The 15,132-nt window shown below is 74.2% G+C and carries 12 protein-coding genes; 10 read left to right on the top strand and 2 right to left on the bottom strand.

Going from position 1 to position 15,132, the window contains the following annotated elements; translation table 11 throughout:
* Position 1: 1 nt before the first annotated feature.
* The gene (locus tag AC3WT4_RS03760) at positions 2-1,222 is read right to left on the bottom strand and encodes an ROK family transcriptional regulator (RefSeq protein ID WP_492314753.1); all 1,221 of its coding nucleotides are present in this window, start codon (positions 1,220-1,222) and stop codon (positions 2-4) included.
* Positions 1,223-1,356: 134 nt separating this feature from the next.
* Here AC3WT4_RS03760 and AC3WT4_RS03755 point away from each other — a divergent pair, with 134 nt between their 5' ends.
* Complete coding sequence (locus AC3WT4_RS03755) at positions 1,357-2,400, top strand: 3-isopropylmalate dehydrogenase (RefSeq protein ID WP_034654425.1); 1,044 nt, start codon at positions 1,357-1,359, stop codon at positions 2,398-2,400.
* Positions 2,401-2,607: 207 nt separating this feature from the next.
* Positions 2,608-3,741, top strand: coding sequence for a branched-chain amino acid aminotransferase (locus AC3WT4_RS03750; protein WP_074809939.1), 1,134 nt, complete (start codon positions 2,608-2,610; stop codon positions 3,739-3,741).
* A 109-nt stretch (positions 3,742-3,850) separates the two neighbouring features.
* Here AC3WT4_RS03750 and AC3WT4_RS03745 read toward each other — a convergent pair whose 3' ends face one another.
* Positions 3,851-4,444 carry a hypothetical protein gene (locus tag AC3WT4_RS03745; RefSeq protein WP_492314752.1) on the bottom strand — a complete coding sequence of 198 codons (594 nt, stop codon included), beginning with the start codon at positions 4,442-4,444 and terminating at the stop codon, positions 3,851-3,853.
* Positions 4,445-4,779: 335 nt separating this feature from the next.
* Here AC3WT4_RS03745 and cimA point away from each other — a divergent pair, with 335 nt between their 5' ends.
* From cimA to murQ, 8 genes are all read left to right on the top strand, one after another.
* Positions 4,780-6,438, top strand: coding sequence for a citramalate synthase (gene cimA, locus AC3WT4_RS03740; protein ID WP_074809853.1), 1,659 nt, complete (start codon positions 4,780-4,782; stop codon positions 6,436-6,438).
* Between the two features lie 36 nt (positions 6,439-6,474).
* Positions 6,475-7,524 (top strand): lipoate-protein ligase LplAB, encoded by a 1,050-nt coding sequence (gene lplAB / locus AC3WT4_RS03735; protein ID WP_108047498.1) that lies wholly within the window; start codon positions 6,475-6,477, stop codon positions 7,522-7,524.
* 302 nt (positions 7,525-7,826) lie between these two features.
* Positions 7,827-9,134, top strand: a complete 1,308-nt coding sequence (locus tag AC3WT4_RS03730; RefSeq protein ID WP_257418379.1) for a sugar ABC transporter substrate-binding protein — start codon at positions 7,827-7,829, stop codon at positions 9,132-9,134.
* Positions 9,135-9,246: 112 nt separating this feature from the next.
* Positions 9,247-10,251, top strand: coding sequence for a carbohydrate ABC transporter permease (locus AC3WT4_RS03725; protein WP_074809850.1), 1,005 nt, complete (start codon positions 9,247-9,249; stop codon positions 10,249-10,251).
* A 53-nt stretch (positions 10,252-10,304) separates the two neighbouring features.
* On the top strand, positions 10,305-11,141 hold the full coding sequence (locus AC3WT4_RS03720; RefSeq protein ID WP_370670903.1) for a carbohydrate ABC transporter permease: 837 nt from the start codon (positions 10,305-10,307) through the stop codon (positions 11,139-11,141).
* Between the two features lie 5 nt (positions 11,142-11,146).
* Positions 11,147-12,856, top strand: coding sequence for a glycoside hydrolase family 3 N-terminal domain-containing protein (locus AC3WT4_RS03715; RefSeq protein ID WP_492314751.1), 1,710 nt, complete (start codon positions 11,147-11,149; stop codon positions 12,854-12,856).
* Positions 12,853-14,151, top strand: coding sequence for an anhydro-N-acetylmuramic acid kinase (locus tag AC3WT4_RS03710; RefSeq protein ID WP_492314750.1), 1,299 nt, complete (start codon positions 12,853-12,855; stop codon positions 14,149-14,151). Before AC3WT4_RS03715 ends, AC3WT4_RS03710 begins: the two co-directional genes overlap by 4 nt.
* Positions 14,148-15,116, top strand: a complete 969-nt coding sequence (gene murQ / locus AC3WT4_RS03705) for an N-acetylmuramic acid 6-phosphate etherase (RefSeq protein ID WP_108048509.1) — start codon at positions 14,148-14,150, stop codon at positions 15,114-15,116. The genes AC3WT4_RS03710 and murQ overlap by 4 nt, the downstream gene beginning before the upstream one ends.
* The last annotated feature ends 16 nt before the right edge of the window (positions 15,117-15,132 follow it).

Raw genomic sequence — 15,132 nt, 5'->3', positions numbered from 1 at the left:
ACTACCCCGGGACGGAGGGCGCGACGACCGGGTGGTCCGGTCGTCCCGCGGCGGCGAGCAGGAGGGTGCGCACGTCCTGCGCGACGACGGAGCGCGCGCCGCGCAGGACGGCGAGCTCGGGGACGGCGCTCGCGACGACCGCTCCCGTCCGCTGGTCGGTGCCGCGCAGGACGGCGGCGGTCGCCTCGGCGAGCGCCGCACCGCACGCGACCCCTGTGGGCCCGCCGAGCACGACGGCGTCGGGCTCGAGGATGGCGACGACGGGCTGGAGGACGACCGCGACGCGGTGGGCGAGGTCCTGGACGAGCTCGTGCACGGCGGTGCTGTCGCGGTGCGCGGCGAGGGCGGCGACGGCGTCGCCGTAGGAGGAGTCCCCCTCGGTGATGCCGGGGACCCCCGCGCGGGCGCACAGCTCGACGAAGCGGAGACCGCCGACGAGGTCCTGCACGTTGACGGAGTCGTCGATGCCGGCGGCGGGGACCGGCAGGTAGCCGATCTCGCCGGCGCCTCCCGCGGTGCCGTGGTGCACGCGGCCCTCGAGCCACGCGCCCATGCCGATGCCCTCGCCCAGCCACAGCAGCGCGAAGCTCTCCTCGTCGCGGCCGGCGTCGCGCTCGGCGATCGCGGCGAGGTTGACGTCGTTCTCGACGTGGACGTCGATGCCGAGCACGTCCTCGAGGTGCGTGCGCAGCCCGTGGCGCGGCCAGCCGGGGAGCTCGCCGACGAGGGCGATGTCGCCGGTGCGCGGCGCGACGGCGGCCTGCACGCCGACGACCGCGGTCGCGACGCGGGAGACGGGGATACCGGCGTCGGCGCAGGCCTCGTCGCGCGCGGCGAGGACGTCGCCGGCGGCCGAGCGCTCCGGACCGGCCGCCACGGTCGTCTCGCCGAGCGTGCGGCCGAGCGCGTCGACGACGCTGGCGCGCACCCCGGCGGGGACGACGTCGAGCGCGAGGCCCACGACGACGTCGGTCCGGGCGGCGTACTGGGTGGCCTGCGGGCCCCGCGCACCCTGCACGGAGCCGGTGGGCTCGATGAGGCCCGACTGCTCGAGACGTGCGACGATCTGGGAGGCGGTCGGGCGGGAGACGCCGGTGCGGTCACCGATCTGGGACCGGGTCAGGGGTCCTCCGTCGAGGAGGAGCTCCAGGGCCGCGCGGTCGTTGATGGTGCGCAGGAGTCCGGGGGTCCCCGGAACCCTCGACGTGGCGGGCGCGGTCATGTGGTCGGTCCTTCGACGGGCTTTAGGAAAGTTTACTAATAGTGGACCGTGCGCGCCGGGAACGCAACTCCGCCCCCGTCCGAGACGTGAGACCACCGTCCCGAAGCGTGGCGGCGCGGCGTAGGCTCGCCGGCATGACGCGCACCATTGATCTGGCAGTCGTGGCCGGCGACGGCATCGGGACCGAGGTCGTCGAGCAGGGGCTCGCCGTGCTCGAGGCCGCCGTGGCCGGTTCGGACGTGAAGGTCTCCACGACGCCGTTCGACCTGGGTGCGCGACGCTGGCACGCCACGGGGGAGACGCTCACCGACGCGGACCTCGACGCGATCCGCGGGCACGACGCGATCCTCCTGGGCGCGATCGGCGACCCGAGCGTCCCGTCGGGCGTCCTCGAGCGCGGCCTGCTGCTCAAGCTGCGCTTCGCGCTCGACCACTACGTCAACCTGCGCCCGGGCAAGCTGTACCCGGGCGTCACGTCGCCGCTCGCCGACCCGGGCGAGATCGACTTCGTCGTCGTGCGCGAGGGCACCGAGGGCCCGTACGTCGGCAACGGCGGCTCGCTGCGCACCGGCACGCCGCACGAGATCGCGACCGAGGTCTCGCTCAACACCGCGTTCGGCGTCGAGCGCGTGGTGCGCGACGCGTTCGCCCGCGCCCAGGCGCGTCCGCGCAAGCACCTCACGCTCGTGCACAAGCACAACGTCCTCGTGCACGCGGGCCACCTGTGGCGCCGCACGGTGGAGGCCGTCAACGCGGAGTTCCCCGACGTCACGACCGACTACCTGCACGTCGACGCCGCGACGATCTTCCTCACGACGAAGCCCTCGCGCTTCGACGTGATCGTCACCGACAACCTGTTCGGCGACATCCTCACCGACCAGGCCGCCGCGATCACGGGCGGGATCGGCCTCGCCGCGTCCGCGAACATCAACCCGGACCGCACCGCGCCGTCGATGTTCGAGCCCGTGCACGGCTCGGCGCCGGACATCGCCGGCCAGGGCAAGGCCGACCCGACCGCCACGGTGCTGTCGGTCGCGCTGCTCCTCGACCACCTGGGCCTCGGCGACGAGGCGCAGCGCGTCGAGGCGGCCGTCGCCGCCGACCTCGCCGAGCGGGGGAGCCGAGTACGCTCGACGGCCGAGGTGGGCCGCGAGCTCGCCGCTCGCGTCGCCGGCTGACACGCCGTCACGGGCCCCCGGTGGGCCCGGGCACCGGTTCGCCGCAGTCCCCGCACCTCGGTCGTCATCGCCCCAGGACCGGATCCCTCCCGTTCTGACCCGGTGACGCCCCGCGTCGTCGTGCCCTCGCGCAGATCCCCGCACGAGCCGCACCGGCGTGGAAAACTAGGCGGAGACCACCCGGGTCGCCAGGTGAAAGGCCTCATGATGAGCACCCTCGCAGCGCAGCACCAGCCGTCCTCCTCGGCGGAGGACCTCGTCGCCCTGTTCGACGTCCGCCCCACGGACACCCCGACCCCGCCCGCCGAGCGTGAGGCCGCCATCGCGGCCCCGAAGTTCGGCACCGTCTTCACGGACCACATGGCGCGGATCAGCTGGAACTCGACCGACGGGTGGGTCGACCGCCGCATCGAGAAGTACGGTCCGCTCCTCCTCGACCCGGCGACCGCCGTCCTGCACTACGCGCAGGAGATCTTCGAGGGCATGAAGGCGTACCGCCACGCCGACGGCTCGGTGTGGACGTTCCGGCCCGAGGCCAACGCCGCCCGGTTCGCGCGCTCCGCGCACCGCCTCGCGCTGCCCGCGCTGTCGATGGACGACTTCGTCGGGTCGATCACCGCGCTCGTGCGCACGGACGTGGACTGGGTCCCGACGGGCGAGGAGGCGAGCCTCTATCTGCGCCCGTTCATGTACGCCTCCGAGGCCTTCCTCGGCGTGCGCCCGTCGCTCGAGGCGGAGTACCTCGTCATCGCGTCGCCCGTCGGCCCGTACTTCTCGGGCGGCGTGAAGCCCGTGTCGATCTGGGTGGACCGCGAGTACAGCCGTGCCGGCGCCGGCGGCACCGGGGACGCCAAGTGCGGCGGCAACTACGCCTCGAGCCTGCTCCCGCAGGTGGTCGCGCAGCAGCACGGGTGCGAGCAGGTGTGCTTCCTCGACTCCGCGACGCGCACCTACCTCGAGGAGCTCGGCGGCATGAACGTGTTCGTCGTCAAGGCGGACGGCTCGGTCGAGACGCCGGAGCTCAGCGGATCGATCCTCGAGGGCGTGACGCGCTCGTCGATCATCCGCCTCCTCACCGACCGCGGGCACGAGGTCGTCGAGCGCCGCATCCCGCTCACCGACGTCCTCGCCGGGATCCGGGACGGTTCCGTGACGGAGGTGTTCGCGTGCGGCACGGCCGCCGTGATCACGCCGATCGGCCGGCTCGCCGGCTCGGACTTCGACCACACGATCGGCACCGGCGAGGCGGGCTCGCTGACCATGACGATCCGCACCGAGCTCACGGACATCCAGACCGGTCGGGCCGCCGACCGTCACGGCTGGCTGCGCCGGCTCGCCTGAGCGCCGGCTCGCCTGAGCCGGCCGGCACGACACGGGGCGCCCCTCCCGCGGGAGGGGCGCCCCGTCGTCGTGCGGCAGCTGGGTGCGGTGCGGGCCCGGGTGCTCCGGGTCAGACGACGGGCGCGGGGCGCGCGACGATCGTCCGCCCGGCGACGCCCGCGAGCAGCGACCACACCGCGACGCCGATGAGCAGGTTGATGAGCCCGGACAGCGCGGCCGCGGTGACGTCGCTCGACCACGCGAACGGCAGGACCGCGATCGCCACGACGACGAGCGCCATGATCCAGCCGAAGAACGCGCGCGGCCGGGGCGTGCTGAGGATGAGCAGGTGCAGCACCCCGGCGGCGAGCAGCGCGAGGATCGCGCCGTCGATCGCCCACGCGGCCTGGCGCGACCCCGTGGCGAAGAGGTCGGGCGGCGGGACGAGGGTGATCGCGAAGATACGCTCGAAGATGATCACGCCGAGCAGCCCGATGAGGGCGGCGACGAGCGCGGTCGCGGCGGCACCCGCCCAGAACCGTCCGGCCTCGACCGTGAGGCGCGGGTCCGCCGGGCTCACCGGGGTGCGGGGCTCGGGGAACTGGGCCCGCGGGTCCGTCGGGCGGATCGCCGGGGGCGGGGACTGCGGGGGGACCGGCGGCTGGCCGTAGCGCCGCGTCGGAGGGTTCTGCGGGTCGTACCCGCCCGGGGTCGGGTCGCTCATCGTCACTCCTCGCTCGGTCGCCGTCGCGCCGACGAGCGGCGGGCGGCTCAGTGGATGGACGCTCTGGTCCATCCTGGCGGAACCTGTGGCACCATGTGCCCTGTGACACACCTCGTCTCCCAGCTCATTATCGAGTAGCGCGCCCGGTAGCACCCACCGGACGCGCAGACCTCCCGCACCCTCGGGGGGTTTTTTTGTTGCTGGGCACCACCTCCGCCCGGCGGCACGGACGCCGGGCCCATCGCCTCACGAGGGCCCCGCCCGGCGTCGGGAGACGCACCGCAGGGGCGGGCGCAGCGACGCCCGCGACACGACGAACGGCAGGAAGAGGCACCATGACCTCGGCGACGACCCCCGTGACCGGCCCCCACGAGCCCCGGGTCTTCCACGTCTACGACACCACCCTGCGCGACGGCGCGCAGCAGGAGGGCATGAACCTCTCCGTCGCCGACAAGCTCGCCATCGCCCCGCTGCTCGACGAGCTCGGCGTCGGCTTCATCGAGGGCGGCTGGCCGGGCGCGGTGCCCAAGGACACCGAGTTCTTCCGCCGCGCGGCCAAGGAGCTCGACCTGCGCCGGGCGGTGCTCGCGGCGTTCGGCGCGACGCGCAAGGCCGGGCTGCGCGCGTGGGACGACCCGCAGGTGCGAGCGCTCGTCGACTCCGAGGCGCCGGTCGTCACGCTCGTCGCGAAGTCCGACGTCCGGCACGTCGAGCGCGCGCTGCGCACGACGCCCGACGAGGGCCTCGCCATGATCACCGACACGGTGTCCTTCCTCGTGGGCGAGGGGCGCCGCGTCGTCGTCGACGCGGAGCACTTCTTCGACGGCTACCGGTACGACGCCGCGTTCACGCGCGCGGCCGTGCAGGCCGCGTTCGAGGCGGGCGCCGAGGTCGTCGCGCTGTGCGACACCAACGGCGGCATGCTCCCCACGTGGGTCGCCGAGACCGTCGCGGAGCTGCGCGACGCCGTCGGGCTCCCGCACGGGCGCGACGCGCTGCCGGGGGACGCGCTGCTCGGGATGCACGCGCACAACGACTCGGGCTGCGCCGTCGCGAACACGCTCGCCGCCGTCGAGGCGGGCGCCGCGCACGTCCAGGGCACGGTGAACGGTTACGGGGAGCGCACGGGCAACGTCGACCTGCTCACGGTCGTGGCGAACCTCGAGCTCAAGCACGGGGTGCGCACGCTCACGGGCGAGGGCCTGGAGGAGGCGACGCGCATCTCGCACGCGATCAGCGAGATCACGAACATCTCCCCGTACGCGCGCCAGCCGTACGTCGGGGCGAGCGCGTTCGCGCACAAGGCCGGCCTGCACGCCAGCGCCATCAAGGTGGACCCCGACCTGTACCAGCACATCGACCCGACGGCGGTCGGCAACGACATCCGCATGCTCGTCTCGGACATGGCGGGACGGGCGTCGATCGAGCTCAAGGGGCGCGAGCTCGGGTTCGACCTGTCGGGCCAGGGCGACCTCCTCACCCGCGTGACGAACCGCGTCAAGGACGACGAGGCGCGCGGCTACACGTACGAGGCGGCCGACGCGTCGTTCGAGCTGCTGCTGCGCGAGGAGATCGCGGGGGAGCGGCCGCCGTACTTCCGGGTCGAGAGCTGGCGCACGATCGTCGAGCGCGCGGGGTCGCGCGGCACCGAGGCGACGGCGGAGGCGACCGTCAAGCTCCACGCCGGGGGTGAGCGCATCGTCTCGACGGGTGAGGGCAACGGTCCCGTCAACGCGCTCGACCACGCGCTGCGGCTCGCGCTCGGGCGCGTCTATCCCGAGATCGAGGCGTTCGAGCTCATCGACTTCAAGGTGCGCATCCTCGACACCGAGCAGGGCACGGACGCCATCACGCGCGTGCTCATCGAGACGACCGACGGCTCGACGTCGTGGTCGACGGTCGGCGTCGGGCCGAACCTCATCGAGGCGGCGTGGGAGGCGCTCACCGACTCCGCGATCTACGGGCTCGTCCACGCGGGCGTCGAGCCGCGCTGAGCCGGAGGTGCGGGCCGTCGGGCTTAGGGTGGACGCGTGCGTGGTGAGTACAAGGTCCCCGGTGGCAAGCTCGTGGCGGTCGACGTCGAGGTGGAGGCCGGGCGGCTCGCCCGGGTCGCGGTCAGCGGCGACTTCTTCCTCGAGCCGGACGACGCGCTCGAGGACATCGACGGCGCCCTGACGGGCATGCCGGAGACGGCGACGGTCGCGCAGCTCGCGAGCGCCGTCCAGGCGGCGCTCGGCCCCGACGTCACGATGGTCGGGTTCTCGCCCGAGGCGGTCGCGATCGCGGTGCGGCGGGCGCTCGGCCGCGCGACGGGCTGGGGCGACCACACGTTCGAGGTCGTGCACGAGGGCCCGGAGGAGCCGGCGATGCACCTCGCGCTCGACCAGGTGCTCACGGAGGAGCTCGACGAGGGCCGACGCGGCCCCACGCTGCGGATCTGGGAGTGGGCGTCGCCCGCGGTGATCATCGGCTCGTTCCAGTCGCTGCGCAACGAGGTCGACCCGGAGGGTGCCGAACGGCACGGGGTGACGGTCGTGCGGCGTATCTCCGGCGGGGGCGCGATGTTCGTCGAGCCCGGCAACACGATCACCTACTCGCTGTACGTGCCGGGGTCGCTCGTCGAAGGGCTCAGCTTCGAGCGCTCGTACGCGTTCCTCGACGACTGGGTGCTGGGCGCTCTCGCCGACCTCGGCGTGGAGGCGACGTACAAGCCGCTCAACGACATCGCGTCGCCGGCCGGCAAGATCGCGGGCGCGGCCCAGAAGCGGCTGCGCGGGGGAGCGGTGCTCCACCACGTGACCATGGCGTACGACATCGACGCCGACAAGATGACCGAGGTGCTGCGCATCGGGCGCGAGAAGCTCTCGGACAAGGGGACGACGAGCGCCAACAAGCGCGTCGACCCGGTGCGCTCGCAGACGGGCATGGCGCGCGAGGACGTCATCGAGGCGTTCAAGGAGCACTTCCGCTCGCGGTACCGCACGGTCGAGGGTGCCGTCACCCCCGAGGAGCGCGAGCGCGCGCAGGAGCTCGCGCGGACGAAGTTCTCGACGCCGGAGTGGACCGCGCGCGTCCCGTGACGCGGGCGGGGCAGAGCCTGGAGCTCTGCGTGGCCGGCGCGGGAGGGTGACGCCCGCCCGCGGGCCCGGCCTCCCGGCCTGAGCGGTCGCCCCGAGCCGGGCACCGCCCCGGCGATTGTTAAGAACGTGCAACATCTGCCGCCGTGGCTTCCGTTCGCGCACGCGTGGCAGTAATCTTCACGCATACGTCCACTGATGGAAGTAAGTTTCACACCGCGGGAGCCGACCGGCTGCGCGGGACCGTCAGGACACACGACCCGGCCGTTCCCCCCGACGGCCGACCAGAAAGGAAGTGTCACGGCATGCAGCGACGCAGCACGGTGGCCGTCACGGGCACCCTCGTCCTCGCGCTCGGCCTGGCCGCGTGCAGCTCCGGCGGCGGGTCTGGCTCCGAGACGACCGGTGGCGACGACGCCACCGACTTCTCGGGCGAGACCCTCACCGTCTGGATCATGGAGGGCACCAACCCCGACGCCGACGCGTTCTTCGACGAGGTGACGACCGCGTTCAAGGACGAGACGGGCGCCGACCTCCAGATCGAGTTCCAGCCGTGGGCCAGCGCCCACGACAAGTTCACGACGGCCATCGCGGGCGGCACGACGCCCGACGTCGCGGAGGTCGGCACCACCTGGACGGGCGAGTTCGCCGACGTCGGCGCGCTCGCCGACCTCTCGGACCGCATCGCGGACGCCGGCCTCGAGGACGACCTCGTCCCGGGGCTCGTCGAGTCCGCGACCCTCGACGGCGGCGTCTACGGCATGCCGTGGTACGCGGGCGTGCGCTCGGTCGTCTACCGCGCCGACCTCTTCGAGGCCGCCGGCATCGAGACCCCGACGTCGTGGGACGAGCTCGTCGCCGCGGCGGACGCGCTCAAGGCGGCGAACCCGGAGATCATCCCGTTCCCCGTCGCGGGCGACAGCCAGTACGGGGCGATGCCGTTCATCTGGGGCGCGGGTGGTGACCTCGCGGTGAAGGACGGCGACACCTGGACGTCGGAGATCAGCTCGCCGGAGTCGGTCGAGGGCCTCGAGTTCTACACCGGCCTCGCGACCGAGCACGGCTTCTCGACGGCCGCCGCGACGACGTGGAAGGAGACGGACCTCCTCGCCGCGTTCGAGCAGGGCCAGGTCGGCATGATGATCTCCGGCAGCTGGACCCCCGGCAAGATCCTCGCCGACGTCCCGGACATGGAGGGCAAGATCGGCGCCTTCCCGATCCCGGGCCAGACCGAGGGCCTGTCCGACTCGTTCCTCGGCGGCTCGCACCTCGGCGTCTTCGAGGCCAGCGAGAAGCAGGACCTCGCGTGGAAGTTCGTCGAGATGATGACGACCGGCGAGTTCGCGCAGGCGTGGGGCGAGCAGTCCGGCTACTTCCCGGGCCAGACGTCGCTGCTCGAGAAGGTCATCGAGGAGGACGACCCGATCGTCGCGCCGTTCGCCCAGCAGATGGTGGAGGCCGGCCGCTCGGTCCCGGTCACGCCGCTCTACGGCCAGATCCAGGGCAAGAAGACGCTGGAGACGATGCTCCAGTCCGTCCTGTCGGGCAGCGCGACCGTCCAGGAGGCCGCCGACACCGCGGCCGCCGACATGGACGAGACGTTCGGTTCCTGACCCGACGCGTCCGGCCGCGGGCAGCACGCCCGCGGCCGGACGCCGCCCTCCGCCGGCGCCCCGACCCTCGGCGCCCGCACCACGACCCGCACCCCGCGACAGGACCTCTCCCATGGCAGACCTTCGAGCCGCGCCCGGCGCCTCGCCGGCCCCGGCCGCCCCGGCCGACCGGCCGCCGTCGAGCACCGCGCCGACCGCCGTGCGCCGCCGCCGCACGGGCCTCGGCCACCGTTCCCCGCTGCGCCCCTGGCTGCTGCTGGCCCCGGGACTCGTCGTCCTCGGCGTCCTGCTCCTGTGGCCGCTCGTGCGCGTCGTGCTGCTCTCGCTGCAGGACTACGGCCTGCGGCAGATCGCGAGCGGCGAGTCCAACTGGATCGGGCTCCAGAACTACGCCGACCTGCTCGGCGACAGCTACCTGTGGACGACGGTCCTGCCCAACACCGTGCTGTTCGCCCTCGCGTGCGTCGTGCTCACGGTCGCGCTCGGGACCGCGGTCGCGCTGTTCCTCAACACGCTCGGCGGCTTCTGGCGGGGCGTCGGCGCGACGGCGATCATGGTCGCCTGGGCGGTCCCGGCGATCACGGGCACGTACGTGTGGGTGTGGATCTTCGACCCGCTGAACGGCCTCGTCGCCTCGGTGCTCGAGGGCGTGGGCGCGATCGAGCCCGGCACCGTCAACTGGTTCACGGAGCGCCTGTCGTTCTACGCGATCGCGACGCTCAACGTCGTGCACCACGGGTTCCCGTTCGTCGCGATCACCGTGCTCGCCGGGCTCATGACGATCCCGCACGAGCTGCACGAGGCCGCCAAGGTCGACGGCGCGACGGCGTGGCGCCGGTTCTGGGCCATCACCGCGCCCATCCTGCGCCCCGTGTTCGCGGTCGTGACGATCCTGTCGACCATCTGGGACTTCAAGGTCTTCACGCAGATCTACCTCATGCCCGGCGGCAACGGCGGGAACAAGGACGTCTTCAACCTCGGCGTGTGGTCGTACATCCAGTCCTTCGCGCAGGGCAAGTACGGCATGGGCGCGGCCATCGCGGTCCTGCTCACGCTCATCCTGCTCGGCATCACGCTCGTCTACATGCGCACCCTGTTCAAGGAGGAGGAGCTGTGAGCGCCGCCGTCGACACCCGCGCCACCCCCGGGCCCGGCGCCCGCACCGAGCAGGTGCTGCGCGCCCGCCGCCGTCGTCCCGGCGTGGCGGCGGCCAAGACCCTCGGTATCGTCGCCCTCCTCGCCTTCTCGCTCTTCCCCGCCTATTGGATGTTCTCCTCGGCGATCGACCCCGAGGCCGCCACGCGCGGCGCCCGGCTCCTGCCCGCCGGCGTCACGTGGGACAACTTCGTCACCGTGATCGACGACGGAGGGTTCGGCCACTACCTGCGCAACTCCGTGCTCGTCGCGCTCGGCACGGTGCTCGCGTCGTCGGTCGTGGCGCTGCTCGCGGCCGTCGCGGTGAGCCGGTTCCGCTTCCGGTTCCGCAAGGCGATGCTCGTGCTCATCCTCATGGTGCAGATGGTGCCGCTCGAGGCGCTCGTCATCCCGCTGTTCATCCAGATGCGCAACCTCAACATGCTCAACTCCCTCCTGGGCCTGGCGGTCGTGTACCTCGCGTTCGCGCTGCCCTTCGCGATCTGGACCCTGCGCGGCTTCGTCGCCGCGGTTCCGGTCGAGCTGGAGGAGGCGGCGTTCCTCGACGGCGCGTCCTGGGGGCGCATGTTCTGGAAGGTCCTGGTGCCGCTCGTCGCGCCCGGGGTCGTCGCGACGAGCGTCTTCTCCTTCATCACCGCGTGGAACGAGTTCATCTTCGCGCTGACGTTCCTCCAGCAGTCGAGCAAGTACACGGTGCCGATCGGGCTGCAGAAGTTCTTCGGCGAGAACACGACCGACTGGGGCGCCGTCATGGCCGCGTCGACGATCATCACGCTGCCCGTGCTCGTGTTCTTCGTCCTGGTGCAGCGCAACCTGTCGTCGGGCCTCACCGCCGGGTCGGTGAAGGGATGAGCGCCGTGACGCCCCCGACCGCAGGCTCGGGCGCGGCGGAGCGCGCCGTCGACGTCGTGCGCGCAGTGAACGGCGTGCTCCTGCCCGGGTTCACCGGCACCGACGACCTGCCGGCGTGGCTCGTCGACGCGGCCCGCGACGGCCTGGCCGGGGTCGTGCTGTTCGGGCACAACACGCCCGACGTCGCGACCACCGCCCGGCTGACCGCGCGCCTGCGCGGCGCGTCGCCCGACCTGCTCGTCGCGGTCGACGAGGAGGGCGGGGACGTCTCCCGGCTCGAGGCGGCGACCGGGTCGAGCCTGCCCGGCAACGCGGCGCTCGGGCTGGTCGACGACGTCGCGGTCACCGAGGAGGTGGGCGTCGCGCTCGGCCGCCTGCTCACCGCGACGGGCGTCGACCTCGACCTCGCGCCCGACCTCGACGTGAACTCCGACCCCGACAACCCCGTGATCGGCGTGCGCTCGTTCGGCGCGGACCCCGCGCTCGTCGCCCGCCACGGCGCGGCGTTCGTCCGCGGCCTGCACGCCGGGGGCGCGGGCGCGTGCGGCAAGCACTTCCCGGGCCACGGTGCGACGAACGTCGACTCGCACCTCGCGCTCCCGGTCGTGGACGCGAGCCTCGACGAGCTCCGCGCGCGCGACCTGCCGCCGTTCGTCGCGACCATCGCCCCGGGCGACGGGTCCGACGACGCGCTGCTCGACGCAGTGATGACGGCGCACGTCGTCGTCCCCGCGCTCGGCCCGCTGCCCGCGACGCTCGAGCCCGCCGTCGGCGCGCTCGTGCGCGAGCTCGGGTTCGACGGCCCGATCGTCACCGACGCGCTCGACATGGGTGCGGTCGCGACGTTCGCGGCGGACACCGCGTCCGGCGCCTCGTCCCGTGCCGTCGGCGACGACACGACGCCGCACGGCATCGGCGAGGTCGCGGTCCGCGCGGTCGAGGCGGGCGCCGACCTGCTGTGCCTCGGCACGACCGTCGGGCGCGACGACGAGGTCCTGTTCCGCCAGGCGCAGCGCGCGCTCGTGGACGCCGTCGCCTCCGGGCGCGTCGCGGTCGAGCGCCTGCACGCGTCCGCCGCGCGCACGGCGCGCACCCTCGCCGCGGTCCGCGCGCGCCAGGCGGCGAGCGGCGTCGTCCCCTCGCCGGAGTCCGCGCGCGCCGCGCTCGACGCCCTCGACCGGGTGGGCGCCCGCGTCGCGGGGCGCGCCGTCCGGTTCGCCGGCCCCGTGCCGGAGGATCCGCCCGTGACCGTGGCGCCCGACGTCGTCGACCTGCGCCTGCGGTTCGACCACGCCGCGGGCCGCACCGCGCAGCACGTCCAGCGCGCGCTCGACGCCGCGTTCGGGCCCGACGTGCGACACCTGCGCCCGGCCGACGCCGCGGCGTGGGCGCACGCGCTCGACGCCGTGCGCGCGGGCGACCGTCCGCTCGTCGTCCTCACGCGCGAGCCGGTCCCCGGCTCGGGCGAGCACGAGCGGCTCACCGAGCTGCTCGCCGCGCGGCCCGACGCCGCCGTCGTGCACACCGGGTTCCCCGGCGCCGTCGACGCGTGGTTCGGCGCGGACCGCACGGTCGTGGTCGCGTGCGGGACGGGGCGCGCCAACGCGCGCGCCGCCGTCGCGCTCCTGCGGGGGACCGGCGCGGCCGCGGGCACCGAGGTGGAGACGCCTCGCGACGACCTGCCCGTCGGTGCGGCAGGGGAGGGGGACCGATGATCGTCCTCGGACTGTCCTCCGGCACGTCGGTCGACGCGATCGACGCGGCCGCGGCCGACCTCACGCTCGGCGACGACGGCGTGCTGCGCATGCGGCCCCTCGGCCACACGGAGTACGCGTGGCCGCGGGCCCTGCGCGAGCGCATCCTCGAGGCGTTGCCGCCCGCCGCGGTCGACGTGGCCGAGGTGGCCCAGCTCGACACCCTCATCGGGCAGGAGCTCGGCCGCGCCGGCCGGCGCGCGATCGACGACGTCGCCGGCGGCGACGTGGACCTCGTCGCGTCCCACGGCCAGACGATCTACCACTGGGTGGTCGGGGCGCGGGCCCGCGGGACGCTCCAGCTCGGCAACGCCGCGTGGGTCGCCGAGCACGTCAAGCGCCCGGTCATCAGCGACTTCCGCGTCGCCGACGTCGCGGCCGGCGGCCACGGCGCGCCGCTCGTCAGCGTGCTCGACGCGCTCTGGCTCGGGCGTGAGGACACCGGCGCCGACGGCGCGGACACCGGGCTCACCGCGGCCCTCAACATCGGCGGGATCGCGAACGCGTCCCTCGTGGGGCGCGTCGACGACCCGGTCACCGGCTGGGACACCGGTCCCGGCAACTGCCTGCTCGACGTCGCGGTCGCAACCCTCACCGACGGCCGCCTCGCGTACGACAGGGACGGCGAGCTCGCCGCGCAGGGCACGGTCGACCCCGTGGCGCTCGCCGCGCTGCTCGACGACCCGTACTTCGCCGCGCCCGCCCCGAAGTCGACGGGCCGCGAGCTCTTCGACACGACGTACACGGCCCGCCGGCTCGCGTCCGTGCGCCCGGGGCTGACCGGCCCCGACCTCGTCGCGACGCTCACCGAGCTCACCGCGGTCAGCGTCGCCGACGCGCTCGCGGGCCGCGACGTGCGCCGCGTCGTCGCGTCCGGCGGGGGAGCGCGCAACCCCGTGCTCCTCGACCGGCTGCGTGCGGCGCTCGCCGAGCGCGTGCCGCACGCGTGCGACGTCGTGACGTCCGAGGCGCTCGGCCTGCCCGTCGACGCGAAGGAGGCGTACCTGTTCGCGCTCCTCGGCTTCCTGTCGGCCCACGGCCTGCCGGGCACCGCCGCCGGCGAGCACCGCCGTCGGGCGACCGGGGCGCGCCGCGCCGTCGTCCTCGGCTCGCTCACGCCGCCCACGCCGCTGCCGTGGCCCGCGGCGAGCGGCCCGGTGCGCCGTCTGGCGCTCGCCAACACCCCGCACGGCCTGCACCCGGGCCCGCGCACCCAGGGTCCGCTGCCGGACCCGACGAAGGGAACCTCCCGATGACCGACCCGACCGTCGCCACGAGCGCCGCCTCGAGCTCCGACGAGTGGCAGGAGCTCGTCCGCCTCGCCTCGCCGACCGAGGAGCGCAACCCGCGCACCGCCGACGTGGACCTGCTCCCCACCGCGGACGTCGTGCGGCTCATCACCGAGGAGGACGCCGGGGTCGCGGACGCCGTGCGGGCCCAGCGGGACCGCATCGCCGAGGCCGTGGACCTCGCGGTCGAGGCGCTGCGCAGCGGGGGCCGCGTGCACTACGTGGGGTCGGGGACGTCGGGCCGCCTCGGCGTGCTCGACGCCGTCGAGCTCCTGCCGACGTACGGGGTGGGCGAGGAGTGGTTCGTCGCGCACCTCGCCGGCGGCGTGGGCGCGATGATGGTGGCCGTCGAGGGCGCGGAGGACGACGTGGCGCTCGGGCGCTCCGACGTCGACGCGGTCGGGCCGCGCGACGTCGTCGTGGGGCTCGCCGCGAGCGGTCGCACCCCGTACGTGCGCGGCGCGCTCGACCTCGCGCGCGAGCGCGGCGCGCGCACCGTCCTCGTCTCGGCCAACCCCCACGCCCCGCTCGCTGCGGGGGTGGACGTCGCGATCCTCGTCGACACGGGCCCCGAGGTCGTCACGGGCTCCACGCGCATGAAGGCGGCGACCGCCCAGAAGCTCGTGCTCAACACGTTCTCGACCGCGGCGATGATCCGCCTGGGCAAGACGTACTCGAACCTCATGATCGACGTGCGCCCGACGAACCAGAAGCTGCGCGCCCGCATCGTCCGGATGCTCGTCCAGGCGACGGGCCTGCGCGCGGAGGAGTGCGAGGACGTGCTGCGCGCGGCCGACGGCGAGGTGCACGTCGCGCTCGTCATGCTCCTCGCGGGCGTCGAGGCCGACGCCGCGCGCGACGCCCTGGCCGGCGACGGCGTGGCCGGCGTCCGCGGCGCGCTCGCGCGCCTGGGCGCCCTCCCCGCGCGCTGACGACCCCGCCGAGGAG

It is taken from the genome of Cellulosimicrobium sp. EB106-03-01-XG111 (genome assembly GCF_058792115.1).
This window is presented reverse-complemented; position numbering and strand designations above follow the sequence as displayed.

Bases quoted from the DNA above. Each gene is read 5' to 3' on its own strand.
- AC3WT4_RS03760 (WP_492314753.1), bottom strand. From the start codon at position 1,222: ATGACCGCGCCCGCCACGTCGAGGGTTCCGGGGACCCCCGGACTCCTG.
- AC3WT4_RS03755 (WP_034654425.1), top strand. From the start codon at position 1,357: ATGACGCGCACCATTGATCTGGCAGTCGTGGCCGGCGACGGCATCGGG.
- AC3WT4_RS03750 (WP_074809939.1), top strand. From the start codon at position 2,608: ATGAGCACCCTCGCAGCGCAGCACCAGCCGTCCTCCTCGGCGGAGGAC.
- AC3WT4_RS03745 (WP_492314752.1), bottom strand. From the start codon at position 4,444: ATGAGCGACCCGACCCCGGGCGGGTACGACCCGCAGAACCCTCCGACG.
- cimA (WP_074809853.1), top strand. From the start codon at position 4,780: ATGACCTCGGCGACGACCCCCGTGACCGGCCCCCACGAGCCCCGGGTC.
- AC3WT4_RS03730 (WP_257418379.1), top strand. From the start codon at position 7,827: ATGCAGCGACGCAGCACGGTGGCCGTCACGGGCACCCTCGTCCTCGCG.
- AC3WT4_RS03725 (WP_074809850.1), top strand. From the start codon at position 9,247: ATGGCAGACCTTCGAGCCGCGCCCGGCGCCTCGCCGGCCCCGGCCGCC.
- AC3WT4_RS03710 (WP_492314750.1), top strand. From the start codon at position 12,853: ATGATCGTCCTCGGACTGTCCTCCGGCACGTCGGTCGACGCGATCGAC.
- murQ (WP_108048509.1), top strand. From the start codon at position 14,148: ATGACCGACCCGACCGTCGCCACGAGCGCCGCCTCGAGCTCCGACGAG.